We start from the raw sequence: 25345 nt of genomic DNA, 5'->3' as shown, positions 1-25345 counted from the left end.
GACTCCTCACAAAAGCGTCGACCAATAATCCCAGAACCGCACCATGATCAGGAGAAACACCGCGGTGAACCACAACGTCACCAGCGACCAGCGCCAACCGAAAAGCACCCGCGCCGCGGCGCCCGCGCCACCCAGCGACGGGCGCACCACGATCGAGATCACCACTACCAACAGCGTGATGACGACCGCCCAGACCACCATGCAATAGGGGCACAACGCGCCGATCCGGTAAAGACTCTGGAAGATCAGCCAGTGCACGAACACCGCGCCGACCAGTAACCCCACCGCCAGCCCGATCCAAAACCACCGGGGCAACGGGACTTTCGCGACAGCCAGCACGCCGGCCACCACCACGACGGCGAATCCGGCGATGCCCAGCAGCGGATTGGGAAAGCCCAACAGCGACGCCTGCGGGGTGACCATCACCGAGCCGCACGACAGGATCGGATTGAAATTGCACGTCGGCACGTAGCCGGGGTCCGCCAGGAGGTCGATCTTTTCCACGGTGAGGGTCACCGACCCCAGCAACCCGATGACACCGGCGATCAACACCCACCACGCGCTCGGCGCGGGCACGCGGTCGCGGGTCACCGCGGCCGTCACGCAGCGCCAGGAGCGACAGCGCTGTCGATCCCGGGCACATCGCCCACGATGCTCTTGATCTTGGCGACGAGCGCGTCGGGCGTCGACGGGTCGTAGTTCTCGCCGTTGATCTTGATCGTGGGGGTTGCGTTGATGCCCGCCGCCGACGCCGCACCGCTGACCTTCGACAGGTATTTCCCGCTGTTGATGCAGTCGGGCACCTTTCCGACCACACCGGCCTCGCGGGCGATTTCGATCAGCTTCGCGTTGTCGGGGAAGTTGCTGCTCCGTTCGTCGGGTTGCGTCCCCGCGCTGTACAAGGCGGCGTGAAAGCGGCGGAACGCGTCGATGGACTCGTCGGCAACGCACAACGCCGCCGCGCCGGCCCGCGACGAATAGTTCTGGTTCTTGTTGTTGTCGAGAATGGCCACCATCGAGTAGTCGGCCGCGATGGCGCCGGCGTCGATGAGCCTGGACACCGTCGGACCGAAGGTGCGCTCGAAATTACCGCACGCCGGACACAGGAAGTCCTCGTAGAAAGTAACGACAGCCTTGGGGTTGGTGGTGCCTGGCTGGGTGATCAGCTTGCTCGACGTCACCCGAACCGTGTCGCCCTGCCCCGATGCGCCGCCCTTCTTGTCGTGATGCTGCGTCACGATGTAGAAGACCAGTGCGACAGCGAAGATCACGATGAACGCGGTCCCGCCGATCTGGATGAGGCGGCCGGATTTGCCGCCCGTGGACTTGAGGTCGAATCGCTCGGGACGTTTAGGTTTGTCGGCCACGCGTTTAGATTACCGGCGACGGCCGCAAGCTCGATCAAGCGCGGCTCAGGTGAGCCCGCAGAGCCGAGATCAGGTCGCTGGTTGCCGTGGCGCTGTGGCCGCCCAGCGGGAACAGGTTGGCGAACCCATGCGTCAGCGAACCCAGGTAGCGCAGGTCGACCGGGGTGCCCGCGGCCTGCAGCGCCGCCGCATAGCTTTGGCCCTCGTCACGCAGCGGGTCGAAACCGGCGACCGCTATCAGCGCGGGAGCCAGCCCGGCGTGCGACTCGGCCAGCAAGGGCGACACCCGCGGGTCCGTCGGCTCGATGCCCGACCCCTTCAGATAGTGCGCGGCGAACAGATCCATGTCCCGCTTGGTCAGCAGGAAGCCGCGCGCGAACAGGCTCAACGACCGGGTCTGCGCGGTGAAGTCGGTCCGCGGGTAGAGCAGCCACTGCAGCACCGGGGTGGGGCCGCCCGCGTCGCGAGCCAGCTGGGACACGACCGCGGCCAGGTTGCCGCCCGCGCTGTCCCCGCCGACGGCGACCCGTCCGGACGTCGCGCCGAACTCGCCGGCGTGCTCGCATGCCCAGGTGAAAGCGGCATAAGCATCCTCGATCGCCGCGGGCGCGGGATGCTCGGGAGCCAGCCGGTAGTCGATCGACAGCACGTGGATCCCGGCGTCACGGCAGATCAATCGGCACAACGCGTCATAGGAGTCGAGATCGCCGATCGTCCAGCCGCCGCCGTGAAAGAAAACCAGCAGGTCCGTGGCCTCGCCGCTGGCGGGGCGGTAGTGCCGCGCCGCGATGGCACCGGCCGGGCCGGGCAGCGAGAGGTCGCGCACCACGACATGAATCTGCGGACCGGCGAAACCCGTCAGCGAATCGTGCATCTGGGCGCGCGACGCCGCCGGGTCGCCGTCGGCGACCAGCAGACCGTCGATGCCGGCCAACCGCAGACCGGACAGCATCAGCTGCAGCGTGGGGTCGAGCGTGTTGCCGTCGATGACCACCGCGCGGATCCCGGACAGCGCGCGTTTGGCGGGTGCCGGGATCCACGGAATGACCTTGGGCCCGACGTTGGTGACCGCGCCCTGCAACAGGCTGGTCCAGCGCGTCGGCACGCGTCCAACTCCCCGCTGCAGGTCCGGTGCGCCTGGCAGACTCGGTGTCATGGCCGGCCCCCTCGAAAAAGACGTAGTCACCCTGAATGACGGTACTGCGATCCCCGCCGTCGGCCTCGGCGTCTTCAAGGTCCCGGCGGCGGCCACCCGGCAGGCGGTGAGTGCCGCGCTGCCCACCGGATACCGGCATATCGACACCGCCGCGGCCCACCCCAATGAACGGGAGACGGGGCGTGCGGTTGTCGAGTCCGACGTGCCGCGCGACCAACTCTACGTCGTGGCCAAACTGGCCAACCCGGACCAAGGCTACGACAGCACGCTGACGGCCTTCGACGCGATCGGCGTCGCCCCCGCCGTCAACCAGACCGAGCTGCACCCGCGGTTCCCCAGATCGACCGAGGCGTGGGTGCCGCTGGGTCGAGGAGCGCCCCTGAATCATCCGGCGATCAGCGCCGTGGCCGAAGTCCGTGGCCGGACACCCGCGCAGGTGTTGATCCGATGGCATTTGCAACTCGGTAATATCGTGATCCCCAAGTCAGTAGACCCCACCCGGATTGCGAGTAACTTTGACGTGTTCGACTTCGAACCCAGTGCCGAAGAAATGGCGTCGATCAGCTCGCTCGACGATGGAACCCGGCTTGGTCCGAATCCGCGAACTTTCAGTTTCACAGGCAGGTGAATGAGTTGACTGGCGAGTCGGGCACCGCCGCACCCTCGATAACCCTCAATGACGAAAATACGATGCCGGTCCTCGGGCTGGGCGTCGCGCACCTGTCGGAGGATGAGACCGAGCGCGCCGTAGCGGCAGCATTGGAAATCGGCGTTCGGCTCATCGACACGGCCGCGGCGTACGGCAACGAAGCCGCAGTGGGCCGCGCGATCGCAGCGTCCGGGATTCCGCGCGCCGAACTGTTCGTCACTACCAAACTGGCCACCGAGGACCAGGGCCTCAAGGGCGCCCTGGATGCCTGCAGCGCCAGCCTGGACCGGCTCGGGCTGGACTATATCGACCTCTACCTGATTCACTGGCCGGCCCCGCAAAAGGGCAAGTATGTGGACTCCTTCGGCGGGTTGCTGCAAAACCGCGCCGAAGGACACACCCGCTCGATCGGCGTGTCCAACTTCACCGAGGAATACCTGTCGATGGTCATCGACCTGACCTTCACGACGCCGGCCGTCAATCAGATCGAGCTGCACCCGCTGCTCAGCCAGGCCGAGCTGCGCAAGACGAACGCGCAACACAATGTCGTCACGCAGTCCTACACGCCGCTGGCCCTGGGCAGGCTGCTGGACGATCCGACCGTGACCTCGGTGGCCGGCGAATACGGCAAGACTCCGGCGCAGGTGCTGTTGCGGTGGAACGTGCAACTCGGCAACGCGGTCGTCTTCCGGTCGGCCAATCCCGAACGCATCGCCAGCAACATCGACATCTTCGATTTCGAATTGGCTGCGGAGCACATGGACGCCATCAACGCGCTCAACGACGGCACCCGGCTGCGCCCGGACCCGGATACCTACGAAGGCACCTGAGCGGGGCCGCGGGGCAGGTGACGGCCGTCTGCGGCAACACGCCCTACTCGCGGGCGAACGGAGTGCCGGACGGCGCCCACAGTGCCGGTGGCTGCGAGTGGACGCAGACCACGGATGCCCGTGCAACCTGCGGGGTCGACAACAACTGGCTGACGCCCTCGCGCACCAGAACCGCTCCAATTATGGTCAAGACCACCGCCACAATCGTGGTGGCGTGCCGTTGCAGCCAAGCCCTGAGCCGCCCCAGGAGCGGACCGAACCGGCTCGGCCACGCCAGGTAACCGACCACGGGTATGGCGACCGTCGAGGCTGACAGCGCCAGGAACACGGCGAATCCGATCACGCCGCCGATAAACCCCAGGCCAGCGCCGCGGAGCGACACCCCCGCCGCGACACAGACGGACAATTGCTTGAGCACGAGGGCGGGAAGCAGGGCGGCGAAGACAGCGGCCCGGGTGGGCGTAAATGCAGTAACGTGCCGTATCCAGGCTGGCGTGTGCGTCCGCCGGTGCCGGGTGATCCAGGAGTAGACACTCCAGATGATCAGGGCCGCACCGAGGACCACACGCAGCCACGACATCCATGCTGGTGGGTCCCCGACGTCTTCGATCCCCCCCGACAAGCCAAGGGATGCCCCGGTGACCACCGTCAGCCCTGCGATCCAGCCGAGCAGGTAGGCCAGGCCGGTTGGACGCGGCCGCGGAGTGTCCAGCACCAGGATCGCTGGGACCACCGAGAACGGCGAAGTGGCAATGACAAGCGCAAGTGGAACCATTACCGCCAATTCCGACGCCAAGTCACCAGACACGGATGCACGCTAGCGCACAGGAGGGGTTTGCTGACGTCCTCAGCGGTGCGTGACGCAGTCGCCGGACGCCAGGCATCGAGTGCGTCAGAGCCAAACGAGTGCAGCCGCCCCAGCTACCTCCTCGCCGACACCGGTCCGCGTTCCTGGGCCCACCTCGGCCACCGGAGCGCGTTGTCATGATCCATTCCAGGGCGAATCTTGTTTCGCGACAACAGATTCGGGCTATTCCCGCGGCGGCAGCTCGGCACTGGGCGTGGTTGGCTTTGCGTCCGCCTACCGTTCGACACCCGCGACAGTGGGCAGCCGCGAAACTCGCCGACCGGTCGTTGTTTGCTTCAGAATCACGGTTAGCGGATTTCCCGGATTGCGGCACGCGCCCCACGTCACAGGCGATGTGTTCGCGTGACGCTAACCACCCGCGTCGAGCACCTCGCCGCCGAACACGCTGTGTGTCACCGGAATATCCCGCAAACCCGCGACGCCGACGTCCCACGGGTCGGCTTCCAGGGCGGTGAAGTCGGCTCGCTTTCCCGCGGCGATCGAACCGATCTCGTTCTCCAGACGGAGGATGCGGGCGGCATCGATGGTGATCGCGCGTATCGCCGCGGTCAGCGAGACTCGCTCGTTGGGAGCCACCACGTCACCGTCCATCGTGACGCGGTTGGCCGCCACCCAGGCCAATAGCAACGGGTCCACCGGGGCCATGGTCAGGTCGGAGTGCAGCGCGAACGGCACTCCGGCGGCCTCCAGCGACCCGGTTCGGGACATCTGGCTGCTCCGCTCGTCGCCAATCCCGTTGGCCCGGAAGAAGCTGGTGAGTTCGTAGACGTAGAACGGGTTGACCGACACCTGCGCACCCAGGCCTTTCACCCGCTGCACCTGCTCGTCGGTGGAAAATCCGAAGTGTTCGAGGGTGAAACGGTGATCCGGCCGATACTGCTCCAACAGGCACTGTTCAAGGGCATCCAGGGCCAGCTGGGTGCCGGCATCGCCGGTGACATGCACGTGGATCTGATAGCCCGCCTTCCAGTAGAACTTGGCTTGCTCGATCAGTTCGTCCGGGGTGGTCATCCACTCCGGACGAACACCCGAACCACAGCACGGCGCCAGCATTTGCAAACGCAACCCGAACAGGGCGCCGTCGGCGAACAGTTTGATCCGGCGGGCGAGGCGGACACGGTCGCTGCTGGTGGGTAGCAGGGACTCCAGGTATGCCAATTGCCTTGCCCGGTCAGGGTATTCATCGGCCAACGCGCTCGCCGCGGGGGTGATCACCACCCGGAATGGCACCTCGGGTTGTTCGTACGCGGCGCGGTACGCGGCGAGCGCCCGGTCGGTGCTGCCGATGAACATCCCCGTCGACATGTCCGCCACGGTAGTGACGCCGGCGTGCCGGATCGCCTGGCCCACCTTGGCCAGGCCGACATCGAACCGCGCACTCAGATCTGCGAGCCAATCACCCAGCGCCGCCTTGGCGCCCATCTCCCAGAACTTGCCGTTGGCTACGTCGGTCTGCCCGGTCTTCGCGTCCAGGTCCTCGCTGATGCGGTAGCGCTTGATGAACGCGGAGTTGCCGATCCCTTCGTGCGGGCTGCGGTGCCAGACGAAGATGGGGCGGGTGGCCGAGATCGCGTCGAGGTCGGCACGGGTGACGTCGCCGTGCCAGCCCTGGTGGTAGCCCCAGGTGTTCAGCGGCTCATCAGGATCGGTCTTCGCGCGCTCCAGCTCGGTCAGTCGGGCCAGGTAATTCACCCGCCCCGACACCCCGGGGTATGTACCCCACGGAAATGACCAGTCGGTCGCCGCGACGATGTCGGTCAGGAAGATCATCGCCGCCATTTCCGGGTGCAGATGCGGGTCGATGAACCCCGGAAGCAAGGTCTTGCCGCGGAATGTGGAGTCGTCAATGGTGTGGTCGAATTCGTTGAGCCACGGCGCCAATGACTCGAGCGTGCCCACCTCGAGCACCCGGCCGTCGCGGACGGCCACCGCGTCGGCGACCGGCAGCGCACGCTGCAGGGTGCGAACCCTGTCAGCCTTGAAAACAGTGATCTGGTTGGTCATGCGTCCCCCGAATCATCGGCAGCACGGCTGACGCTTGCCGCTGAGGTGGGCGTGCTCGGAGTTGTCGGCCCTGCTGACAGCGTCGATGAACTGGTCGAGGTCGACCCGGCCGCCTCCTACCCAGGTCCCCGTAACCTGGACGGCCTCCGCCAAGTCCGCCGGATCGACCGTATAGGGGTCGGCAGTGAGCTCGACGAAGTCGGCGAGCTTGCCCGCACTGATCGAGCCGACGAGGTGGTCGCGGCGCGAGGTTCGTGCGGCGTTGATGGTTTGCGCGCGCAGCGCCACATCCAGCCCAATCGTCTGGTTGGCACCGTGAACCCGGCGGCTGCGCGTGCGGCGGGTGACCGCCGTCTGCACGTTGATGACCGGACTCGGCGGAGAGACCCCACCGTCATTGTGCAGGGAAACCACCGCCCCCGAAGCCACCGCGTCGGCGAATCGTTGCCATTGCGAACCGATCTCGGAGTCGAACATCTGTCCGTCGAGCAGGTCGCCCCAGTAGTAGTACTGGAACGGGGCCAGCGACACATGCACGCCCAGGGACGCGGCCCGCTCGAAATGCTCGCGCCGTCCGGCACCGAGGTGCTCCAACCGCCAGCGATGGTCGGCGCCGAGCAGGTTATGCCGCCGCAGCGCATCCTCGTACGCGTCGAGTGCCAAATCGATCGCCAGGTCCCCGTTGGCGTGGAAGGACATCGACCAGCCGTGTGGCGCCGCCCGGTCCAGGATGTCGTCGAGTTGGTCGCGCGTGTAGTTCAACGACCGTGCGCCGCCGGCCACCGCGGGGTCGATACCCGCGACCCGGGTGGCCGGCGTGCTCAGATAGGGGAAGGAGGTGGCGATGTTGCCGACCCACGGGGACCCGTCAGTCCACAGTTTCACGCCGATTTTGGCCAGCCACTCCTCGCCGAGCGCGAACGTTGTTGGGTACGGGTAGCTGTCGGTGAGCGACACCTCCCACATAGCGATCCGCAGTGGGCTCGACGGCACCGAGGCCAACGCCTCGTAGGCCTGTTGGTAGGCCGGATCGTAAGTCATGTCGGTGGCCGACGTGTACCCGGCGCGCGACATCCGCGCGTAAAACTCTGCCGCCGAAGTAAGCGGGTTGCCCAGCTTGTCGAGCAGCGGCTGAGTCACCGCCAGCAGGACGGGCGTCTCGAACCCGTGCCCGTTGAGGGTCCCGTCGGCATTGCGGCCGAACGATCCTGCCACGGGGTCCTGCGGCACGTTGACATCCCAGCCGTGGCTCTTGATCACTGCGGTGTTGAAGTACACCGCATGCCCGGAGTTGTCGGTGACGACCGCGATCCGATCGCCGAAGATGCGGTCCAGTTCGGTTGCCTCCGGCTTGTGATGCCGATGCAGCAAGGAGTCGAACCCCGCGAACCACAGCGGCACCGACGGGTCGGTGCTCGCCAGCGCCTCGGCGAATGCCGCCTCGACGTCGGCCCAGGTCGGGGCGTCCCACGGGGCGATCGAGCGCACCAGCGGCTCGGTTGCCAACCCGCTGACGAGCGGATGACCGTGCGGCTCAACGAAACCGGGCAGCAGTGCCGCCGCACCGGTGTCGACGACGGTGGCCGACGGGAACGCCTCCCGCAGGTCGGCCAGCGAGCCGACGGCCGTGATGCGGTCCCCGGACACCGCAACGGCCTCGGCCCGTGGTGTGGCGTCATCGAGCGTGATCACCGTCGATGCCGTCAGGATTTGGTCGGCCATGGTTGCTCCTTATCTTCCTTGTAAGACGTCTTCTTGGTAAGACGTCTTCTTGGTAAGACGCTGTGGATGAACGGATGGACGCCCGCTGGGCGGTTGCCGCCTCGCATGTCGAGGTCGCGGGAGGCCGTCGACGCCGTGCAGGACGATCGTCGGTTGCCCTCAGCGCGTGGAACAAGGCGCGGCGCGTTGAGCTGCTCAGTCCCGTCAGGCCGCCGGCTTGGGAGTCGGTACCAGGTGTTCGGGGCAGTAGGCGTTCGCCGCGATGACCGTGAACGCAGCCGCGCGATCCAGCGTCATTCCCGGGTTGGTGTCCTTGAGGTCTTTGAGGATCTCGATGGCCGTTTCGCCGTTACTCAACAACGCGCACACTGCCTTGGCGGACGTGACAACTTGAGCTGGGCTGTTATAAGCAATGCCCGCTTTTTGCAGGCGATTCAGGAAAGCGCCATCGTCCCCGTCAAGGTCGGCCTGGGCGGGCGCGGCGAGGGCAATTGCGGCAGGAATGAGTAGCGCCGGAAGCAGTTTCACCGGGAACCCATCGACGAGTCGGGCGCGTTGGCTTGAGGCTTGCGGCCTTTTGACACGTGCACGGTGTGGATCCCGGGCTTTTTGGACAGCTGATCGAGCAGATCGTCCAGCCCAGCCTTATCGACTTTCCAGTGCTGTACCGAATCCGGATACTTTTGCAGCCTGGCGATGACATCGTCGAGCTTGACCGGCTCGGCGACGGCCTTGGCTCCTTTGCCGCCGACCCGAGTGGCACTTGCGCTGACGATGCGCGGAGTATCACCCAGGGCACCGCCGGTCAGGCTCCCCAGTGCCATCTCGTTGAGCAGGCTTCCCGGGATTGCCGCGGCCGGGGCCGCGGCAAGGCTGGCCACGGGTAACCCGTTGGCGGCCAGCCTGATCGCCGGGGTGGCCCCGGCCCAGCTCGGTGGCACCGATAACTTACCCACCATATTCGCGTCGCCCACACCCGCCGACACCGAACTGGTAAAGGCCGCCGCCGAGCGTGCCCCCAGGCCTGCCCCCAGAGCCGCTTTCGCCGGCATGTCGGGAAGGGCCGTGACGGGAGGTGTCCAGAAAAATTTGAACTCACCCATACCGAAGTTGGGAGCGCCCATGCCGATGTTGGCGAACGCGGCGAAATCTGCCAGGGCTTTCAGCAAATCCAGCAGGGGTTGGGGCGGCGAGGACGTCGCGCTCGACAGTCTGGTCGCTGAGCTGGTGGCGCTGTTCAACGCACTGGATTGACCCACCGCCGCGGCCTGGCTGGCCGAGCCGCTCGGATCGGTGGTCTGCGGTGCCGGGGTGAACGAGTCGAGGTTGGCGGCCTGCGCCGAAGACCCGGCGTATGCGAGCATCGCCGCGGCGTCTTGAGCCCACATTTCGCCGTATTGGGCCTCGTTGGCCGCGATCGCGGCGGTGTTCTGCCCGACGATGTTGCTCGCCACCAGCGTTTGCAGCTGCGCGCGGTTGGCCGCGACCTCGTCGGGTGGGACCGTAGCGCCCAACGCCGTCTCAAAGGCGCCCGCGGCAACACGGGCCTGGTTGGCCGTTGCCTTGGCCCGGGCCGCGGTGACCGACATCCATGCCACAAACGGCGCGGCCGCCGCCGCCATGGACGCCGATGACGGGCCCGTCCACGATTCGTTGACCAGCCCTTCGACAATCGAGCCATAGGAGGCCGCCGCGGATTGCAATTCAGCCGACAGCCCATCCCAGGCCGTGGCAGCATCCAGCAACGGCGCCGAACCGGGGCCTGAATATATCTGACCGGAGATGACTTCTGGTGGTAACACTGCAACGCTCATGGGATCCCTTTCCGCCCGTTCCGTGGCCTGCCGAGCGGGCGATATGCGTCGCCGGCGACATGGCGGTGCCTGGCGAACCCACCGGGGTGCTGACGGATCCCTGGGTTCTCAGTCATCGGACACCACGATGATGGTGGCGGTGGTGGCAACGTCGTGCGCCGCCGAGCCGCCCGCGGGTCTGGCGTTGGTGACGGTGTGCACCGTGGCTCCGGCCAGAACTCGTCCAGCGATGCTGGACAGCACCATGTCGCCGAACATGCCTGCCTGGGTATCTTCGGCCATGCCCGGGACGGCTCCCAGATCCCCGCCCGGCAACACCGAGACGACCGGCCTCATTGCCGGCGCCGCCTGTACCCAGCCTTGGGGTGCCGACAGCGAGCCGACCAACGTCGCCCGGCCGATGCCAAGGGACCCCGTGCCGCCCCAACCACCGACATCCGGTATGACCGCCGACATGTACTGGGCCCGCAGCGGCGCCAACGCCCCGGGGACGTAGGGCAGGCGGGGGCGGGCATTGAGCAGGGCCACCAGACCCGGAACGCCTTGGGACAGACCCACCATCTGCAGCGCGACCAGGAACCAGGCGATGGGTATCAGCGCTGGCCCAAAGATTGTGAACAGCCCCGTGATGCCGTTGGCAATGACGGCAAGGTGTCCCAAATACGGTTCGATGTAGGCGAGAAAGGACGACCACAGCGACGTGTCGGCAGCGGTCGCAGTGTCCGCCGTACCGGACACCTGAGCGATCAGCTCGGACAGCTGCGCCTGCAGCTCCGAGGCGGTCTGGCTGCCCACTGCTTGTGCGACCGCGGTCGATTGCGTCGCCGCACCCGACTGATCGGTGGTCTGGGGCGGCGAGGAAAACGGCGTCAATTCGCCAGCCACCGCCGAGGACTCCGCATAGCTGTACATCGCGGCGGCGTCCTGGGCCCACATTTCGGCGTATTCGGCTTCGGCCGCGGCGATTGCCGGGGTGTTTTGGCCCAGGATGTTGGCGGCAACCAGCGTCGACAGCAAGCTGCGATTGGCTGCGATCACCGACGGCGGCACAGTCGCGGCGAACGCGGCCTCATAGGCACTTGCCGTCGCCACGATCGCCGTGGCTGCCTGCTCCGCCTGGTCCGCCGTCGAGCTCAACCACGCCGCGTAGGGCAAGGCCGCCGCCGCCATGGCTGCCGACGCCGCCCCCTGCCACGACCCGAGCGTCAAACCCTCGACCGTCGACCGGTAGGAAGCCGCCGTCGACCGCAATTCTGCGGACAGCCCGTCCCAGGCCGCCGCCGCGGCCAGCAACGGGCCCGCCCCCGGACCGACATACATCCGCCCGGAATTGACCTCCGGCGGTAGCGCTCCGAAACCCATATGCCTATCCCCGCAACATCAGCGTCGCCACGGTGCGACGAGCCCTGCCGTGCGAAGCGGCGTGCGGCAGCCTGACAACGAACCGGTCCCGAGTCAGCGCGGTCACCAGCCGATACCTCTGCGTATGTTCAACGGTCAGCATCGATATCCAGGCGACGGCCAAAGCCAGACCGGAAGTCGGCCCGGGCGCCATCAGCAACCCCGTCGGCGCGGTGGGAAAAGACATGGAATTCCTCCCTAACGATAGTGTTAGGTCTTTCAAACAGGCTTAATTACGAACGGCCGGTTGGTTCGCTGATGGTGAGCCAATGGCATGAAGCGGCGCCGCAATCGCGCCGCTCATTCCTGGCCCGGGAGCCCGCTGTCAGCTAGGCGCGGCCGCCGAATGCGGCGCACCGACCGAAGCGGTGTATCGGCGATCCAGATGCGCAGATACATCGAGTAGACGAAGCGACGGTCGCGGTCGAACGGGCGACACGTTTGTACACACCACAGGCGGCGTCCGGGGCAGCCGAAACCGCTTGCAGCGGTGCGTCATGGGCCGAATCGAAGTGGCCGTTGAGATTTCCGGGGATGACTCGAGTGCCGGCGCGGCTGGCACGCGAATCAGGCGGGGCAAAGCCTGCAGGTGAGCCCACATCGATAGTCGCATTCGGGTGGACGACCAACATGTCCGCCTGGAATGCCACTAGCTCACCTGCCTTTGCACGAATGGCCAAAGAATACCTGGCGTTCATCTGAGCGCGCAAAAGATCGCAGCCAAGAGCCGCGTCGAATTTCGAGAGTTACGCCCGTAGCGGCCGGGCGGACATCATGAGCTCGGTGCGGTGTCCCAGGCCCGGACCATCGAACAGGCCTGTCGGCCCACCTGTAGTTCGTGGGAGACGCACCAAATCGGTGACAATGAGCACATTCTCACGCTGCGCGGCAGTCAGCGTGCGGGGCAGGTGGCGGCCGCCTGCCGCAACACGCCCGCCGACGGCTGGTCTACCGGCAACTGATAGCCGTGCAGCACCGCGATGAACTGCATCGCGTACTGACACGCGAATGCGGCGTTGGGCGGCATCCACTGGGCCGGCGGTGAATCACCCTTGTCCTGATTGGCCTGACCCTGGACGGCCAGCAGATTGGCCGGATCGTTCGCAAACCGCAGCCGCTCAGCGAGATTCCACCCGTAGGCCCCCATGTCCCAGGCGTAGGCGAGCGGGACGATGTGGTCGATCTGCACCGCCTCGCCGACCTTCGCGCCACGCTGAAACACGATGGACGTGTTCGTGTACGGGTCGTGCAGGATGCCGGTGGCCACCGCGTTGGGACACCGCGTGACCCACGCGTAGGTCTTGTCGACGAGGTCGCGATCCAGGATGTCGTCGCGGGTGTCACACCCGTTGTGGCCGCCCGGGGCGTCATTGTCGTCGTCCCAGGCGTCGCCGTAGGCCGACCGGTGATAGTCGTAGCGGTGGGCTCGCTGCGGCAACACCGCGATACCGGCCAGCACATCGGCGCCCGGCTGCACCGTTGGGACGTCCGCGCGCGCGGCCACTTCGGCGCGCTTGGCCGCCGAGGACCCCAGCGTCTGGTAGGCGACCAGCACCGCGAGCACCGCGGCCGCCGACAACCACAGCAGCACTTTGCGATTCACGACTTGTCCAGGTATTCGATGCGGTCGGTCTCGGTGAATCGCGCTGCCAGCAAAGCCAATCCGGGATGCTTGCCGTTCTCTTCGTAGGCCCGGGTGCAGAATTCGCGCGCGGCCTCGATAAACGCCAGGTGGTCGGCAAGCGACAGCAGCCGCAGATTGATCGCCCGGCCGGACTGGTTACGGCCCAGCACATCTCCTTCGCGGCGCTCCTTGAGGTCCAGGTCGGAAAGGGCGAAACCGTCCAGGGTTTCGGCGACGGCGCGCAGCCGCCGGCCGGCCGGCGAGCCCGACGAGGTCCACGTGGCGAGCAGGCACAGGCTCGGATGCTCGCCGCGGCCGATGCGGCCCCGCAGCTGATGCAGCTGACTGATGCCGAATCGGTCGGCGTCCATCACCAGCATCACGGTGGCGTTAGGGACGTCGACCCCGACCTCGATGACAGTGGTGCACACCAGGACATCTGTCTCACCGTTGCGGAACGCGGTCATCGCGGCGTCCTTCTCCTCGGCGGGCAACCGCCCGTGCATCAACCCCAGCCGCAGATTCGCCAGCTCGCCCGAGCGCAGTCGCGCGAACAAGCCCTCGGCGGTCTCCGTGGGGCGGGTGTCTTCCGCCCCCTTGTCCGTCTCGTCGGTCTCGTCGATGCGGGGCGCCACCACGTAGGCCTGCCGGCCGGCCGCGACCTCCTCGCGGATGCGCTGCCAGGCGCGGTCCAGCCAGGCGGGTTTGTCCCGGATGAAAATGACGTTGCTGGTGATGGGTTGGCGGCCACGCGGCAGTTCGCGCAGGGTCGACGTTTCCAGGTCGCCGTAGACCGTGAGTGCGACCGTGCGCGGTATCGGCGTCGCCGTCATCACCAACAGGTGCGGCGTGATACCGGCAGGAGCCTTGGCGCGCAACTGATCTCGTTGCTCCACGCCGAAGCGGTGCTGCTCGTCGACCACCACCATGCCCAGGTTGTGGAATTCCACCGAATCCTGCAGCAGCGCGTGCGTGCCGATGACGATGCCAACCTCACCGCCGGCGATCTCGGCGCGCACCTGGTTCTTCTGCGCCGCCGACATCGATCCGGTCAGCAGCGCGGCCCGGGTCGCGTTGTCGGCCCCGCCCAGCTGACCGGCCATCGCCAACGGGCCGAGCACGTCGTTGATCGACCGTAGGTGTTGTGCAGCAAGGACTTCCGTAGGAGCCAACAGGGCGCACTGGTAGCCGGCGTCGACCATCTGTAGCATCGCCAGCACCGCGATGATCGTCTTGCCCGAGCCGACTTCGCCCTGCAGCAGCCGGTTCATCGGGCGGGTGCTCGCCAGCCCGTCCGACAGCACGTCGAGCGTCTCGCGCTGCCCATCTGTCAGCTCAAAAGGCAAGCGGTGCAACAGTTCTGCGGCCAGCCCAGCCGCCCGCGGCGGCGCCGGCGGCCCCGACTGCGACAGCTCGCCGTGCCGGCGCGACACCAGCGCCCACTGCAGCCCGACGGCCTCGTCGAAGGTCAACCGATCCCGTGCGCGCCGGCGCTCGGCCTCGTCTTCGGAAAGATGAATCGCCCGCAGCGCCGCGTCCTCGGACATCAGGTGATGGGCGGCGAGCAGCTCGTCGGGTAGCGGGTCGGTCACCGGATCGAGGACCTCGAGCACCTGGCGCACGCAGGCGTAGATGTCCCAGCTCTGCAGCTTGGTGCTGGCCGGATAGATCGGGAAGAAGCGACGGTCGAATGCCGACATCAGCTCCTCACCACTGCGCGCCGCGGAGGTATCGGCGATCGTTTTCAGCGACTTGCTGCCGCGGCTGTGCCCGCCCGCGGAGTCCAGGATCAGAAAGTCGGGGTGCGTCAGCTGCATGGCGTTGCGGAAGTATCCGACCTCCCCGGACAGCATCACCCGGGTGCCCTCGGTGAGGTCCTTGCTTAGGTAGTCCGCATTGAAGAAGGTCGCGGTCACCTTGCTGCGACCCGATCCCACGGCGATGCGGAGGCATTTGCGCCGCGGATTCTTCTTCATCGGGAACGAGTGGGTGTCGGTGATCGTGTCGACAAGGGTGATGTGCTGGCCCACCTCCGGGCGCGCATCCTCGGCATCCCATTTGGCGGCCGTCTCGGTATAGCTGCGCGGGTAGTGGCGCAGCAGATCGTCGACCGTACGGACGCCGAACAGGTCGTCGAGCAGATCGGCGGCCTTGGCGCCCACGATGAGGTCCAGCCGATCGGACAGCGCCACCACCGTTACTCGACCCCGATCAGCAGCGCGTCACCGCGATGGCCCGTGCGGTAGCTCACCAGCTCGGTCCCGGGATGGCGGTCGTGCACGTGGCCTTGCAGGACGTCGGTTACCGCGGCGCCGGCCTCCGCATCCAGGCCGGCCCCGACCAGCACGGTCACCAGATCGCCGCCGGAGGCCAGCAGCAGATCGAGCAGGCCGATCGCCGCCCCGGCCGCGTCGGGCGCCACGATCAGCACCTCGTCGCCCGCGATACCCAGGCCGTCGCCCGGCTGGCAGCGACCCGCCCAGGTCAGGGCGCTTTCGGTGGCGATGCGCACAGATCCGTAGCGGGCGCCGCCCGCGGCGCGAGCCATCGTGTAGCCGTCGTCGACCGCCGGCCGGTCGGTCTCGTGCACGGCCAGCGCCGCCAGCCCCTGCACCATCGACCCCGTCGGTATCGGCACCACGTCGATGCCCCAGCCGATGGCCGCCGTGCACCCGGCGACGAGCTCTTCGGCCGCCACATAACCGTTCGGGAGCAACATCACCTGCGCGGCGCCGGCATCGACGAGCGCCCGCATCAGCTGGTGCGCGCTGATCCCGGTCACCGGGTCGTCCGCATCCGGGGCGGGCTGCAGCACGTGGGCCCCCTCGCCGGCGAACAGCTCGGCGGCGCCGTCCCCGTCCACGACGGCGAGCACCGCCCGTTCCTTCGTCCAGCTGCCCGTGGGCAGACCGACGGCCTCGGCGTTCAGCGACGAGATCACGACCCGGCTCAGCCGTCCCGCCGCCAGCCCGGCCTCGACGGCGGCTCCGGCGTCGTCGGTGTGCACGTGCACCGAATAGCTGGCCTGGCTGGTGAACGGCGCGGCGGCGATGGCCACGGAGTCGCCCAATTTCGTCAGCCGGGCCCGCAGCGCATTGGCGGCCGGCGGATTGCATCCGTCCAGCCGATACATCACCTCGAACTGGGGCCTCGGCCGTTCGGCGACGGCGGGCTGGGCGCGCGGCGAGAGCTCGTAGACCGTGCGGGCGGGCGCCTGGCCGCTGACCGTGGAACGCAGCGCGTCCAGCAGCACCAGCAGGCCGCGCCCGCCGGCGTCCACGGCGCCGGCCTCGGCGAGCACGTCGAGCTGCTCGGTGGTCTTCTCCAGCGCCACCACCGCGGCGTCGCCACCGGCGGTGATCGCCGCGCCCAGTCCGTCGGCTGCGCACTCCTCGACGGCCTCGGCGGCCGCGCGCAGCACCGAGACGATGGTTCCCGGGACCTCCTGACCGCCCATCGAGGTGACGACGAGCTCGACGCCGCGCCGCAGCGCCGCCCCCAGCAGCGCCGCGTCCAGTTGGGGCAGCTCGCCGCCGGCGCCAGCGGCCGCGGCCGCGGTGACGTCGGCGATGCCCCGCAGGATCTGGGACAGGATCACGCCGGAATTGCCGCGAGCCCCGTTGAGCGCACCGGCGGACAGCGCCGAGGCCACCCGGGCGACGCACCCCGGGCCGCCCTCGGCGCCGAACCCCGCGTTGGCTTCGGCCAGCGCCGAACGCATGGTGAACAGCATGTTCGCGCCGGTGTCGGAGTCGGCGACCGGGAACACGTTGAGGCGGTTGATTTCGTCGATATGCGTGATCAGGTCGCTGACCGCAGCGTGCGCCCAGTCCCGCAGCGCCGAGGCGTCCAGCGGACGATCAGACGTGCCCACCCTGATTCATCTCCTCGCGACCTAAATCTCTTCAGCCAACCGTCCTATTGAGCCTAGCTAGCGGACGCGACACCGGCAGTCGGCAGACACGGATGGACTGTTGATCGTTTTGGAGGTTGCCTACCCTAGTCGGTATCCTGGTCAGGCCCGGTCAACCTGGGCTGTCTCGGCTGGTTGCCGGACCCTAAACATTTGAGGAGCGCGAACAATGGCCGCTGTGTGCGATATCTGCGGGAAAGGCCCCGGCTTCGGTAAGTCGGTGTCGCACTCCCACCGCCGCACCAGCCGCCGGTGGGACCCCAACGTTCAGACGGTGCACGTGGCGACCCGCCCGGGCGGCAACAAGAAGCGCATCAACGCGTGCGCGTCGTGCATCAAGGCTGGCAAGATCGTCCGGGGCTAGTCGAGGGGTCGTCCGGGGCTGGCGGACGCCCGCTCAGGGCAGCCGCCAATCGACGGGTTCGGCGCCCCGCTCCGTGAGCAGCTCGTTGGCCCGGCTGAACGGCCGCGAGCCGAAGAACCCGCGCGACGCCGACAGCGGCGAGGGGTGCGGCGATTCGATCGCCACGCAGTCGCCCTCGGCCAGGATCGGTTTGAGCGTCGACGCGTCGCGGCCCCACAGGATCGCCACCAGCGGCTGCGGCCGGGCGATCAACGCGCGGATCGCACACTCGGTCACCACCTCCCAGCCCTTACCGCGATGCGACGCCGGAGTGGTCGGCCGCACCGTGAGCACCCTGTTCAACAGCAGGACGCCTCGCTCGGCCCAGGGCGTCAGGTCGCCGCACGACGGCGGCGGATAACCGAGATCCTTGGTGTACTCGTCGAAGATGTTGGCCAGGCTGCGCGGCAGCGGACGAACATCGGGCGCCACCGAAAAGCTCAGGCCGACAGCGTGTCCCGGCGTCGGGTAGGGATCCTGGCCGACGATCAGCACCCGCACCTGGTCGAACGGAAAGGTGAAGGCGCGCAACACATTTGGTCCCGCCGGCAGATACCTGCGCCCGGCCGCGAGCTCGTCGCGCAGGAACTGCCCCATGGTGGCGACCTGATCGGCCACCGGCTCCAGCGCGGTGGCCCACCCCGGCTCGACGAGTTCACTCAACGGGCGCGCGCTCACTGCGCCACCTTAAGTCACCTCAACCGCCGAAAGATTCCCAGCCCGCGTATCCCTGCCACCGCGCGCCGTCGACCAACACCCGGGCCGAGCCGTCGAGCACCCGGCCGATCACGCGCCACCCCGCCGGGGCCGCATCGGCGAAACACGCCACCAGCGCGTGGTCTTCGCCGCCTCCCAGCACCCACGACCACGCATCGGCGCCCGCGGCCACGGCCGCCGCGCCCAGCACGTCCCGATCGGCCGCCAGCGCCTCGCTGGACAGGTCGATGCCCACGCCGGACGCGTCGGCGATGTGGCCCAGATCGGCGAGCAGACCGTCGGACACGTCGATCATCGCCTGCGCGCCCGCGGCCGCGGCCGCGGCACCCTCGCCGTACGGCGGCTGCGGCACCAGATGACGGCGTCGCAGGTCGCTGAAGTCATCGACTCCCTTGTCCCACAATGCGTATCCCGCGGCCGAACGGCCCAGATCACCGGTGACGGCCACCACGGCGCCAGCCCGCGCTCCCGAACGCCGCACCGGCGCGCGACCCTGCAGATCGCCGAGCACGGTCACCGACACCACCCACAGTGGGCAGCTGACCAGATCGCCCCCGGCGATGCCGGCGCCGACCGTGACCGCCTCGTCCCACATTCCCCGAGCCAGCTCGTCGGCCGCGTCCGCCGGCGTCTCGGCGGGCGCGCCGAAGCCGACCACGAAGGCCGTCGGGCGCCCACCCATCGCCTCGATGTCGGCGGCGTTCTGCGCGATCGCCTTGCGGCCGACGTCGTGCGGGGTGGACCAGTCCAGCCGGAAGTGCCGGTCCTGCACCAGCATGTCGGTCGACACGGCGACCCGGCCGTCCCCTGCGGACACCAGCGCCGCGTCGTCGCCGGGCCCGAGCAGCACCGCGGTGGGCTGGCCGCGGCCCCGCACCAGGCGCTCGATGACGGCGAACTCGCCGACCTGCCGCAGCGTGGGCGGCCGATCGGCCGCCGCGGATCCTTCGTCGCGCACGCCACCTCCCTGCGGCCCGAGTCTGCCGGGTAAGTTTGGGTCCCTGCCTGCGCGAGCAGACCGCGCCAGTCTATCGAGGGGGCGGTGGTGACTGATTCCGATACCGACCTCGGCGGACCGCCGCGGGTCGTCATGATCGCCGCGGTCGCCCTGGCCGTCACGGCGATCGGCGTGGTCCTGGCCATCGCGGCCACCCGCGGGACACCCCTGCAACCGGTCGCCATTCCCGACGTCCCGGCCCCCCAGGCCGCCGATCCCGCCTGCCGGGCGCTCTCGAGCGCGTTGCCGCAGCGCCTCGGCGACTATCAGCGCGCGCCCCTCGCGCAGCCGGCTCCCCCCGCCGCGGCCGCCTGGCGGTCCGGACCGGACAGCGAGCCCGTGGTGCTGCGATGCGGACTCGAGCGTCCGGCGGACTTCGTGGTGGGAGCCCCGATTCAGGTCGTCGATCGCGTGCAGTGGTTTCGCATTGCGGCCCAACAGCAATCGGCCGGCCCCCCAGCCGTCACGGCGGGCCGATCGACCTGGTACGCCGTCGATCGGCCGGTCTATGTGGCGCTGACCCTGCCCTCGGGATCCGGGCCGACGCCGATCCAGCAGCTGTCCGAGGTGATCGACCGCACCCTCGCCGTGGCGCCGATCGACCCGGCTGCGCCTCGTTGAAGGCGCGTTAGGCGACTCAGCGCAGCCCGACGCCGCGAGCCAGGGCGGTCTCGACCATCGTCGCCACCAGCGTGGGATAGTCGACGCCGCTGGCCGCCCACATCCTGGGGTACATCGAGATCGTGGTGAACCCCGGCATCGTGTTGATCTCGTTGATCACCGGGCCGTCCTCGGTCAGGAAGAAATCTACCCGGGCGAGCCCCTGGCAATCGATGGCCTTGAACGCCCGGATCGCCAATTGGCGTATGGTGTCGGCGATTTCGTCGTCGACCTTGGCGGGCACGTCCAATTCCGCTGCCTCGTCCAGGTATTTGGTCGCGAAATCGTAGAATGAGTCCTCACGCCCCCGCACCCCGGCCACCCTGATCTCCCCGAGTGTGCTGGCTTCGACTGTGCCGTCCGGCATTTCGAGGACGCCGCATTCCAGCTCGCGCCCGGTGATCGCCGCCTCGACGATCACCTTCGGGTCATGGCGCCGGGCGTTGTCGACCGCGGCGGGCAGCTGGTCCCAGCTCGAGACGCGGCTCACGCCGATCGACGAACCGCCCCGGGCGGGTTTGACGAACACGGGCAAGCCCAGTCGCTCGCGCTGCTCGGGATGCAAGGTGACATCCGAGGGCCGCAACACCGCATGCTTGCCGACCGGCAGGCCCTCGGCCAGCAGCAGCTTTTTGGTGAATTCCTTGTCCATCCCGGCGGCACTGGCCAGCACCCCGGCTCCGACGTAGGGCACCCCGGCCAACTCCAGCAGGCCCTGGATGGTGCCGTCTTCGCCGTACGGGCCGTGCAGCACCGGGAATACGACGTCGACCTCGCCCAGGACAGGGGCCAGGACCTCGCCCGCGCCGGGTGACAACGAGACCAGTTGGCCGCCGCGGCGGGGATCGGCCGGCAGCGCCAGCTCGGTTCCCGAATCAGCGGTCACCTGCGGTAATTGCCGGTTGGTGATGGCCAGCGCCGCCGGGTCGCCATCGGTGAGCACCCACCCGCCATCGGGCGTGATACCGATCGCGACCACCTCGAACCGCCGCGGGTCGAGATGGCGCAGGATGCTGCCGGCCGAGACGCACGAAATGGCATGCTCATTGCTGCGCCCGCCGAAAACGACAGCCACCCGCACCCGGTCGTTGGCACTCACAACCTTCAGAGGCTACCGGTTCACTCGGGTTTGGTCCTGCGGCCCAGCAGCAGGGCCATGGCCTCGTCCACCGAAAGTCCCTTGTGACAGACCCGGTGCACCGCGTCGGTGAGCGGCATTTCGACGTCGTAACTGGCGGCCAGCGCCAGCACCGATTCCGACGACGTCACACCCTCGACGACGTGCCCGGAACTGCCATCCGGGGAACCCTGCAGCGTCGCCTCCAGGGAGGCGCCGCGGCCCAACTGCTCGCCCAAAGTGCGGTTGCGCGAATGCGGCGACGTGCAGGTCGCCACCAGGTCGCCCACCCCGGCCAGTCCGGCCAGCGTCGCGCCCTTGGCGCCCAGCGCGATGCCCAGCCGCATGATCTCCGCGAGCCCGCGGGTGATGATCGCGGCCGCGGTGTTTTCGCCGAGGCCGACCCCGGCCGCCATCCCGGCCGCGAGCGCGATGACGTTCTTGCAGGCCCCGCCGATCTCGGTGCCGACCACATCACTATTGGTATACGGGCGGAAGTACCCGGTGTTGAGCATGCGCTGCACGGCGACCGCCCGCCCCGAGTCGCTGCAGGCGACGACGGTCGCGGCGGGCTGGCCCTCGGCGATCTCGCTGGCCAGGTTCGGTCCGGAGATGACGCCGACCTGCGAGGCGTCCGCCCCGGTCACCGACACGATGACCTGGCTCATCCGCATCAGGGTGCCCAGCTCGATGCCCTTGGCCACGCTCACCAGGGTCGCGCCGTCGGCGATCAGCGGGGCCCACCGCTCCAGGTTGGCCCGCATCGTCTGGGCCGGCACGCTCAGCAGCACCGTCGTCACGCCGCGCAGCGCCTCGGCGGCGTCGGAGGTGGCACGGATCCCGGGGGCCAGCTCGGCGCCCGGCAGATAGGCAGGGTTGTACCGGGTCGTATTGATCTGTTCGGCCACCTCGGGGCGCCGCGCCCACAGCCTGACCTCTGCTTCGGGCCCCCCGGCCTCGACGAGGACCTTGGCCAGCGCGGTGCCCCAGGCACCGGCGCCCATCACCGCAACCGCGGTCGCCGAGCCGGCCATCATCCACTCCACTCTGTCGTCAGCGCTACACCCTAGCTCGCGACGGCCACCCCGCACGGCGCTGGCAGGATGACCTCATGAGCGGCACACGCGCCGACGGGGCGGGCGAGCACGGAGGCGACGTGGCGTTGATTGTCGCCGTCAAACGGCTGACCGCCGCCAAGACCAGGCTGGCGCCGGTGTTTTCGGCGACCACCCGCGAGAAGGTGGTGCTGGCCATGCTCATCGACACGCTGACCGCTGCCGCGGCCGTCGAAGCCGTCGGCTCGATCACCGTCATCACACCCGACGACGACGCGGCAGCCGCGGCGGCCGGGCTCGGAGCAAACGTGCTCCCTGATCCGACGCCCGCGGGCCATGCCGACCCCCTCAACAACGCTATCGCCGTCGCCGAACGCGCGCTCGCCGCCGAGTTCACCAATACCGTTGTGCTACAAGGTGATCTACCCGCTCTGCAGACACAGGAACTGGCCGAGGCGATCGCGGCCGCCCGTCAGTACCGGCGCAGCTTCGTCGCCGACCGACTGGCCACCGGAACCGCCGCGCTGTGCGCGTTCGGCGCCGGCCTCGATCCCGAGTTCGGCTCGGATTCGGCCGCGCGCCACCGTCGTTCGGGCGCGATCGAGTTGACCGGCGCGTGGCCCGGGCTGCGCTGCGACGTCGACACCCCGGCCGACCTGACGGCCGCCCGCCGCCTCGGGGTCGGCTCGGCGACCGCGCGCGCCATCACGCCGCACTGATTACTGGGCGCACTTTGGCGCGCTTTGGCGCGCCAGCAAAGCTGTCTCCCCGATGAACGGATCACCAACGCCGGATGGATCTCTCTCACTCGCTAGCAGCGCAGCCGGTGATGAGCAATGATCTCAGGGTGACCGAAATCGAAGCTGAAGCACGCCCAGACGAATCCGTGTGGCAGCACGGAGACTCGGCTCTGACCGCGCCACCGGCCGCCACCCCCGCCGCGATCCACGACGCGCTGCCCGAAGATCGGTACCTCAACCGGGAACTGAGCTGGCTGGACTTCAACGCCCGCGTACTGGCGCTGGCCGCCGACACGTCGCTGCCGCTGCTGGAGCGCGCCAAGTTCCTGGCGATCTTCGCCTCCAACCTCGACGAGTTCTACATGGTCCGCGTCGCCGGACTCAAGCGCCGCGACGAGATGGGCCTGTCGGTGCGCTCGGCCGACGGCCTGACGCCGCGCGAGCAACTGGCGCGCATCGGTGAGCAGACTCAGAAGATCGCGACGCGGCACGCGCGCGCGTTCCTCGACTCGGTGCGACCGGCACTGGCCGCCGAGGGCATCTACATCGTCACGTGGGCCGACCTGGATCAGGCTGAGCGCGACCAACTGTCCACCTATTTCAACGAGCAGGTCTTCCCCGTCCTGACACCGCTCGCCGTCGACCCGGCGCACCCGTTCCCTTTCGTCAGCGGCCTGAGCCTGAACCTGGCGGTCACGGTGCGCCGGCCCGACGACGGCGCCCAGCACTTTGCGCGGGTCAAGGTGCCCGACAACGTCGATCGCTTCGTCGAACTCGAGGTGCGCGGCGACGACGACGAGGGTCGGCCCATCGTTCGCTACCTGCCCACCGAAGAGCTGATCGCGGCCTTCCTTCCCGTGCTGTTCCCCGGCATGGAAATCGTCGAGCACCACGCGTTCCGCATCACCCGCAATGCCGACTACGAGGTCGAAGAGGACCGCGACGAGGACCTGCTGCAAGCGCTGGAACGCGAGTTGGCGCGCAGGCGGTTCGGCTCGCCGGTGCGCCTCGAGATCGCCGACGACATGACCGAGAGCATGCTCGAGCTGTTGCTGCGCGAGCTCGACGTCAATCCCAGTGACGTCATCGAGGTCCCGGGGCTGCTCGACCTTTCGTCGTTGTGGCAGATCTACGGCATCGACCGCCCGGCGCTCAAAGACCCGACGTGGGTTCCGGCCACCAGCCCCGCCTTCGCCGATCGCGAAACACCCAAGAGCATCTTCGCGACACTGCGCGAAGGCGATGTGCTGCTTCATCATCCGTACGAATCGTTTTCGACCAGCGTGCAACGGTTCATCGAGCAGGCCGCCGCCGACCCCAACGTGCTGGCGATCAAGCAGACGCTCTACCGCACCTCCGGTGACTCGCCGATCGTGCGTGCGCTGATCGCCGCCGCCGAGGCCGGAAAGCAAGTCGTGGCAATGGTGGAGATCAAAGCCCGCTTCGACGAGCAGGCCAACATCCGCTGGGCACGCACCCTTGAGCAGTCGGGCGTCCACGTCGTCTACGGCTACGTCGGACTCAAGACGCACTGCAAGACCTGCCTGGTGGTGCGTCGCGAGGGTTCGACGATAAGGCGCTACTGCCACATCGGGACCGGCAATTACAACGGGAAGACGGCGCGGCTGTACGAGGACGTCGGCCTGCTCACCGCCTCCCCCGACATCGGCGCGGACCTGACGGACTTGTTCAATTCGCTCACCGGGTATTCGCGCAAGGTTTCCTACCGCAATCTGCTGGTGGCACCGCACAGCATCCGCACCGGAATCATCGAGCGCGTCGAGCGCGAAATCGAGACGCACCGCGAACACGGCGGTGGCCGCATCCGGATGAAGATGAACGCTCTGGTCGACGAACAAGTCATCGACTCGCTGTATCACGCGTCGCAGGCCGGCGTGCAAGTCGAGGTGGTGGTGCGCGGCATCTGCGCGCTGCGTCCGGGCGTGCACGGCTTCTCCGAGAACATCACGGTTCGCTCCATCCTTGGCCGTTACCTCGAGCACTCGCGGATCATGCATTTCAATCGCATCAACGAGTTCTGGATTGGCAGCGCCGACATGATGCACCGCAACCTCGACCGGCGTGTCGAAGCGCTGGTTCAGGTCAAGGATCCCAAGCTGACTGGATACCTGGACGACTTGTTCACCTCGGCGCTGGACCCGTCCACGCGGTGCTGGGAACTCGAATCCGACGGGCAGTGGATCGCCGCGCCGCGCGACGGTCACACCGTGCGCGATCACCAGGAGTCACTGATGGAGCGCCACCGCAGCAACTGAGACGGTGTGGTAACTTTCCACGTCACGCCCAC

The 25345-nt window shown here is 68.0% G+C and carries 23 protein-coding genes; 6 read left to right on the top strand and 17 right to left on the bottom strand.

Translation table 11 applies throughout. The annotated features are described in order from the left end of the window. Positions 1-6 precede the first annotated feature (6 nt). The 3 genes from MSG_RS07960 to MSG_RS07950 are packed head-to-tail and all read right to left on the bottom strand — an operon-like array spanning position 7 to position 2523. Positions 7-603: a vitamin K epoxide reductase family protein gene (locus tag MSG_RS07960; RefSeq protein WP_096438573.1), complete on the bottom strand. Its 597-nt coding sequence runs from the start codon at positions 601-603 to the stop codon at positions 7-9. Further along, on the bottom strand, positions 600-1367 hold the full coding sequence (locus tag MSG_RS07955; RefSeq protein ID WP_096438571.1) for a DsbA family protein: 768 nt from the start codon (positions 1365-1367) through the stop codon (positions 600-602). The genes MSG_RS07960 and MSG_RS07955 overlap by 4 nt, the downstream gene beginning before the upstream one ends. A 34-nt stretch (positions 1368-1401) precedes the next feature. Further along, entirely contained in the window at positions 1402-2523 is a 1122-nt protein-coding gene (locus tag MSG_RS07950; RefSeq protein ID WP_096438569.1) for an alpha/beta hydrolase, read from the bottom strand. On the opposite strand from MSG_RS07950, the gene MSG_RS25325 reads away from it, so the two are divergent. Then, positions 2522-3151: an aldo/keto reductase gene (locus MSG_RS25325; protein ID WP_096438567.1), complete on the top strand. Its 630-nt coding sequence runs from the start codon at positions 2522-2524 to the stop codon at positions 3149-3151. The two genes, MSG_RS07950 and MSG_RS25325, sit on opposite strands and share 2 nt — an antisense overlap. Positions 3152-3156: 5 nt before the next feature. Further along, positions 3157-4002 carry an aldo/keto reductase gene (locus MSG_RS07940; RefSeq protein ID WP_162899170.1) on the top strand — a complete coding sequence of 282 codons (846 nt, stop codon included), beginning with the start codon at positions 3157-3159 and terminating at the stop codon, positions 4000-4002. 43 nt (positions 4003-4045) lie between these two features. On the opposite strand, the gene MSG_RS07935 is transcribed toward MSG_RS07940, so the two are convergent. The 10 genes from MSG_RS07935 to MSG_RS07890 form a co-directional block, all read right to left on the bottom strand. Further along, on the bottom strand, positions 4046-4810 hold the full coding sequence (locus tag MSG_RS07935; RefSeq protein ID WP_142404464.1) for a GAP family protein: 765 nt from the start codon (positions 4808-4810) through the stop codon (positions 4046-4048). 408 nt (positions 4811-5218) lie between these two features. Continuing rightward, a complete protein-coding gene (locus MSG_RS07930) occupies positions 5219-6874 on the bottom strand; it encodes an amidohydrolase (RefSeq protein WP_096438563.1) in 1656 nt (551 codons plus the stop codon). A 12-nt stretch (positions 6875-6886) separates the two neighbouring features. Then, the gene (locus MSG_RS07925; protein WP_096438561.1) at positions 6887-8596 is read right to left on the bottom strand and encodes an amidohydrolase; all 1710 of its coding nucleotides are present in this window, start codon (positions 8594-8596) and stop codon (positions 6887-6889) included. A gap of 204 nt (positions 8597-8800) precedes the next feature. Further along, positions 8801-9124 carry a DUF732 domain-containing protein gene (locus MSG_RS07920; RefSeq protein WP_096438559.1) on the bottom strand — a complete coding sequence of 108 codons (324 nt, stop codon included), beginning with the start codon at positions 9122-9124 and terminating at the stop codon, positions 8801-8803. Beyond that, on the bottom strand, positions 9121-10410 hold the full coding sequence (locus MSG_RS07915) for a PPE family protein (RefSeq protein WP_096438557.1): 1290 nt from the start codon (positions 10408-10410) through the stop codon (positions 9121-9123). The genes MSG_RS07920 and MSG_RS07915 overlap by 4 nt, the downstream gene beginning before the upstream one ends. Positions 10411-10518: 108 nt before the next feature. Beyond that, on the bottom strand, positions 10519-11772 hold the full coding sequence (locus MSG_RS07910; protein ID WP_096438555.1) for a PPE family protein: 1254 nt from the start codon (positions 11770-11772) through the stop codon (positions 10519-10521). 4 nt (positions 11773-11776) lie between these two features. Next, positions 11777-11998, bottom strand: coding sequence for a hypothetical protein (locus MSG_RS07905; protein ID WP_096438553.1), 222 nt, complete (start codon positions 11996-11998; stop codon positions 11777-11779). Positions 11999-12703: 705 nt separating this feature from the next. Continuing rightward, on the bottom strand, positions 12704-13414 hold the full coding sequence (locus tag MSG_RS07900; protein ID WP_096438551.1) for an HNH endonuclease family protein: 711 nt from the start codon (positions 13412-13414) through the stop codon (positions 12704-12706). Continuing rightward, positions 13411-15630, bottom strand: coding sequence for an ATP-dependent DNA helicase RecG (gene recG, locus MSG_RS07895; RefSeq protein ID WP_096438549.1), 2220 nt, complete (start codon positions 15628-15630; stop codon positions 13411-13413). Before recG ends, MSG_RS07900 begins: the two co-directional genes overlap by 4 nt. A gap of 2 nt (positions 15631-15632) precedes the next feature. Next, complete coding sequence (locus MSG_RS07890) at positions 15633-17309, bottom strand: DAK2 domain-containing protein (RefSeq protein WP_096438547.1); 1677 nt, start codon at positions 17307-17309, stop codon at positions 15633-15635. A gap of 208 nt (positions 17310-17517) precedes the next feature. Between MSG_RS07890 and rpmB the strand changes: the two genes are divergently transcribed. Further along, positions 17518-17712, top strand: a complete 195-nt coding sequence (rpmB, locus tag MSG_RS07885; RefSeq protein ID WP_096438545.1) for a 50S ribosomal protein L28 — start codon at positions 17518-17520, stop codon at positions 17710-17712. Positions 17713-17745: 33 nt separating this feature from the next. Here rpmB and MSG_RS07880 read toward each other — a convergent pair whose 3' ends face one another. Continuing rightward, positions 17746-18429 carry a uracil-DNA glycosylase gene (locus MSG_RS07880; RefSeq protein ID WP_096438543.1) on the bottom strand — a complete coding sequence of 228 codons (684 nt, stop codon included), beginning with the start codon at positions 18427-18429 and terminating at the stop codon, positions 17746-17748. Between the two features lie 19 nt (positions 18430-18448). After that, positions 18449-19426, bottom strand: coding sequence for a thiamine-phosphate kinase (locus MSG_RS07875; protein ID WP_096438541.1), 978 nt, complete (start codon positions 19424-19426; stop codon positions 18449-18451). Between the two features lie 132 nt (positions 19427-19558). Between MSG_RS07875 and MSG_RS07870 the strand changes: the two genes are divergently transcribed. Next, positions 19559-20086 (top strand): DUF3515 domain-containing protein, encoded by a 528-nt coding sequence (locus MSG_RS07870; protein WP_096444216.1) that lies wholly within the window; start codon positions 19559-19561, stop codon positions 20084-20086. Positions 20087-20102: 16 nt separating this feature from the next. Here MSG_RS07870 and MSG_RS07865 read toward each other — a convergent pair whose 3' ends face one another. Together MSG_RS07865 and MSG_RS07860 are read right to left on the bottom strand one after the other, a co-directional pair. After that, positions 20103-21224: a D-alanine--D-alanine ligase family protein gene (locus MSG_RS07865; RefSeq protein ID WP_096438539.1), complete on the bottom strand. Its 1122-nt coding sequence runs from the start codon at positions 21222-21224 to the stop codon at positions 20103-20105. 20 nt (positions 21225-21244) lie between these two features. Further along, positions 21245-22276 (bottom strand): NAD(P)H-dependent glycerol-3-phosphate dehydrogenase, encoded by a 1032-nt coding sequence (locus MSG_RS07860; RefSeq protein WP_096444214.1) that lies wholly within the window; start codon positions 22274-22276, stop codon positions 21245-21247. Positions 22277-22353: 77 nt separating this feature from the next. On the opposite strand from MSG_RS07860, the gene cofC reads away from it, so the two are divergent. Both cofC and MSG_RS07850 read left to right on the top strand, forming a co-directional pair. Then, positions 22354-23016: a 2-phospho-L-lactate guanylyltransferase gene (cofC, locus tag MSG_RS07855; protein WP_096438537.1), complete on the top strand. Its 663-nt coding sequence runs from the start codon at positions 22354-22356 to the stop codon at positions 23014-23016. A gap of 107 nt (positions 23017-23123) precedes the next feature. Continuing rightward, a complete protein-coding gene (locus tag MSG_RS07850) occupies positions 23124-25313 on the top strand; it encodes an RNA degradosome polyphosphate kinase (RefSeq protein ID WP_096438535.1) in 2190 nt (729 codons plus the stop codon). Positions 25314-25345 lie beyond the last annotated feature (32 nt).

The sequence above is a fragment of the Mycobacterium shigaense genome, from assembly GCF_002356315.1.
In the GTDB taxonomy this organism is placed as follows: domain Bacteria; phylum Actinomycetota; class Actinomycetes; order Mycobacteriales; family Mycobacteriaceae; genus Mycobacterium; species Mycobacterium shigaense.
Note: the sequence above shows the minus strand (reverse complement) of the source record. Positions and strands in the feature narration are given on the sequence as shown.

What these genes read in the sequence shown, in the direction of transcription:
- MSG_RS07910 (WP_096438555.1), bottom strand. Translation starts at nt 11,772, where the DNA reads ATGGGTTTCGGAGCGCTACCGCCGGAGGTCAATTCCGGGCGGATGTAT.
- MSG_RS25325 (WP_096438567.1), top strand. Translation starts at nt 2,522, where the DNA reads ATGGCCGGCCCCCTCGAAAAAGACGTAGTCACCCTGAATGACGGTACT.
- MSG_RS07925 (WP_096438561.1), bottom strand. Translation starts at nt 8,596, where the DNA reads ATGGCCGACCAAATCCTGACGGCATCGACGGTGATCACGCTCGATGAC.
- MSG_RS07930 (WP_096438563.1), bottom strand. Translation starts at nt 6,874, where the DNA reads ATGACCAACCAGATCACTGTTTTCAAGGCTGACAGGGTTCGCACCCTG.
- cofC (WP_096438537.1), top strand. Translation starts at nt 22,354, where the DNA reads ATGAGCGGCACACGCGCCGACGGGGCGGGCGAGCACGGAGGCGACGTG.
- MSG_RS07915 (WP_096438557.1), bottom strand. Translation starts at nt 10,410, where the DNA reads ATGAGCGTTGCAGTGTTACCACCAGAAGTCATCTCCGGTCAGATATAT.
- MSG_RS07860 (WP_096444214.1), bottom strand. Translation starts at nt 22,276, where the DNA reads ATGGCCGGCTCGGCGACCGCGGTTGCGGTGATGGGCGCCGGTGCCTGG.
- MSG_RS07870 (WP_096444216.1), top strand. Translation starts at nt 19,559, where the DNA reads ATGATCGCCGCGGTCGCCCTGGCCGTCACGGCGATCGGCGTGGTCCTG.
- MSG_RS07905 (WP_096438553.1), bottom strand. Translation starts at nt 11,998, where the DNA reads ATGTCTTTTCCCACCGCGCCGACGGGGTTGCTGATGGCGCCCGGGCCG.
- rpmB (WP_096438545.1), top strand. Translation starts at nt 17,518, where the DNA reads ATGGCCGCTGTGTGCGATATCTGCGGGAAAGGCCCCGGCTTCGGTAAG.
- MSG_RS07950 (WP_096438569.1), bottom strand. Translation starts at nt 2,523, where the DNA reads ATGACACCGAGTCTGCCAGGCGCACCGGACCTGCAGCGGGGAGTTGGA.